At 53.1% G+C, this 2,170-nt stretch carries 2 protein-coding genes; both read left to right on the top strand.

The window, feature by feature from the left end; translation table 11 throughout:
- The first annotated feature begins 272 nt into the window (after positions 1-272).
- Positions 273-1,406 carry a 2-iminoacetate synthase ThiH gene (gene thiH, locus Q0256_RS06680; RefSeq protein WP_297961455.1) on the top strand — a complete coding sequence of 378 codons (1,134 nt, stop codon included), beginning with the start codon at positions 273-275 and terminating at the stop codon, positions 1,404-1,406.
- Positions 1,399-2,004, top strand: coding sequence for a hypothetical protein (locus Q0256_RS06685; RefSeq protein WP_297961458.1), 606 nt, complete (start codon positions 1,399-1,401; stop codon positions 2,002-2,004). The genes thiH and Q0256_RS06685 overlap by 8 nt, the downstream gene beginning before the upstream one ends.
- Positions 2,005-2,170 lie beyond the last annotated feature (166 nt).

Here is a 2,170-nt window from a genome sequence, read left to right on the forward strand (position 1 = left end):
ATGCCAAAAGCCAAAGAGCCCAACAGGGCTAAAGCTAAGATGATTTTTTTCATTACTTTTCCTTTAAATTTTACGAAAGTATATTCTTTCGTCTTTTAATAATCACTAAAATTTAAAATGCGAACGGGGCGCTCCGTTTTAAAATTTTTTACCGAAATCCTGCTAAAATGCGCTTCTAAACCAAACGAAAAGAAAATTTGCGGCGCGTAAATTTACACGCAAAAACGTGCCGTGTGGAATTTAAATGAAAATTTAAAAGGAAAATTTAAAAGATGATGGGAACCGGCTATCTAGCGGGCATGGAGGATATCGGAAGCGAGATGATGGAGCACACGCTTGCTCTGCGAGAGGGCTTTTGCGAGGAGGCGAGCGAGGCGGATGTGCAAAGGGCGATCGGCGCGAAAAATAGAAGTCTACGCGATTTTGCCGCGCTACTTAGCGTGCGCGCGGGCGAGCATTTGGAGCAGATCGCGCAAGCCACAGCGCGCGAAAAAGCGGCGCATTTCGGCAGCAACATCGCCGTTTTCACGCCGATTTACATCTCAAACTACTGCGACAATCTCTGCGTTTACTGCGGCTTTAACTGCAAAAACAAAATCGCACGCGCAAGGCTCGATGAAGCGCAGCTAAAGGCGGAGTTTGAGGCGATCGCGGCAAGCGGGCTAGAAGAAATTTTGATCCTCACGGGCGAGAGCGAGAAAAATAGCCCCGTGCGCTACATCGGGCGCGCCTGCGAGCTCGCGCGGCAGTATTTTAAGGTAATCGGCGTCGAAATTTATCCGCTAAACTCTGCCGATTACGCCTATCTGCACGCTTGCGGCGTCGATTTCGTCACCGTTTTTCAAGAAACCTACGATCCCGCGCGCTACGCGCAGCTGCATCTTGCGGGCAACAAGCGCGTTTTTGCGTATCGCTTCGCAGCTCAAGAGCGCGCGATCAGAGGCGGTATGCGCGGCGTGGGTTTTGCGGCGCTTTTGGGGCTCGGAGACTTCCGCCGCGATGCCTTTGCTACGGGCGTGCACGCCTGGCTGCTTCAGCGCAAGTACCCGCGCGCCGAGATTGCCTTTTCGGTGCCGCGTCTGCGCCCGATCATCAATAACGACAAAATAAACCCGAAGGACGTCGGCGAGCGCGAGCTGCTGCAGGTGATGTGCGCGTATCGGCTGCTGCTGCCAAGTGCGCAGATCACGATCTCTACGCGCGAGAGGGCGGGCTTCCGCGACAATGCGATTAGGATCGCGGCGAGCAAAATTTCGGCGGGCGTGAGCGTGGGTATCGGCGGACACAGCGAGCAGAGGGGCGACGAGCAGTTCGAGATCAGCGATGCGCGCAGCGTAAGCGAGGTCTGCGAGGCGATCCGCGGCGGCGGGTTGCAGCCGTTGATGAGCGAGTATATCTATGTGTGAGACGCGAAATTTTGCCGCGTGCGCGGATGAAATTTGCTGTGCCGGACGCGAGATTTATAGCGTCAGGCTCGAGGGCGGATTTTGCGCTACTCGGTGCAGAAGTAAAATTTGTAGCGTAAAATACGACGCCGATTTTCACAGCGCCGCATGCCGTAATAAAATTGATGGCGCCATGACGGATGATAAAATTTTTGGCGCCGCGCTAGTTCGCGCGGGAAATTTTGAGATACAAAATGCGCGTGTAAATTTAAGACCTAGGAGCACATACGCGGATTTAAAATTTAAGGGCAGCGCAAATTTGGAGACCACGGGCGGCATAAATTTTAAATTTAAAAACGGCGCGAGCTTCGGGTTTTTATGCAGCGGCAACGTAAGGTCGCTAAAATCGAGGCGCCGGGCAAACGCTTTGAGCCTTAACGCTGCGGCGGAAATTTCAGACCTTATTCCGGCGGGCGAAATTTTGAAATATGGCGTGACGGCGGGGATTTCGGCGCTCGCCCTAGCAAGTAAAATTTTAATCCCTAGCATCGCAGGCAATTTAAATTTGAGCGCGGCGCCGCGCACGGATATTAGGCCTAAAGGAGCGGGCGGATGCTAGATTTTGAGCTTGCTTCGCGCATTACGATCATCACAAATCGCGCGCTCTGCGGCGGCGAGACGGCACTGCTTGCGCGTATAGCGGATTTTGCCGCAACGGACGTAGGCGAGATCGTCGTACGCGAAAAAGACCTGAGCGAGAAAGCTTACGCAGCGCTGTTTTGTAA

Origin of the sequence: uncultured Campylobacter sp., from assembly GCF_937949835.1 — a bacterium.
In the GTDB taxonomy this organism is placed as follows: Bacteria; Campylobacterota; Campylobacteria; order Campylobacterales; family Campylobacteraceae; genus Campylobacter_B.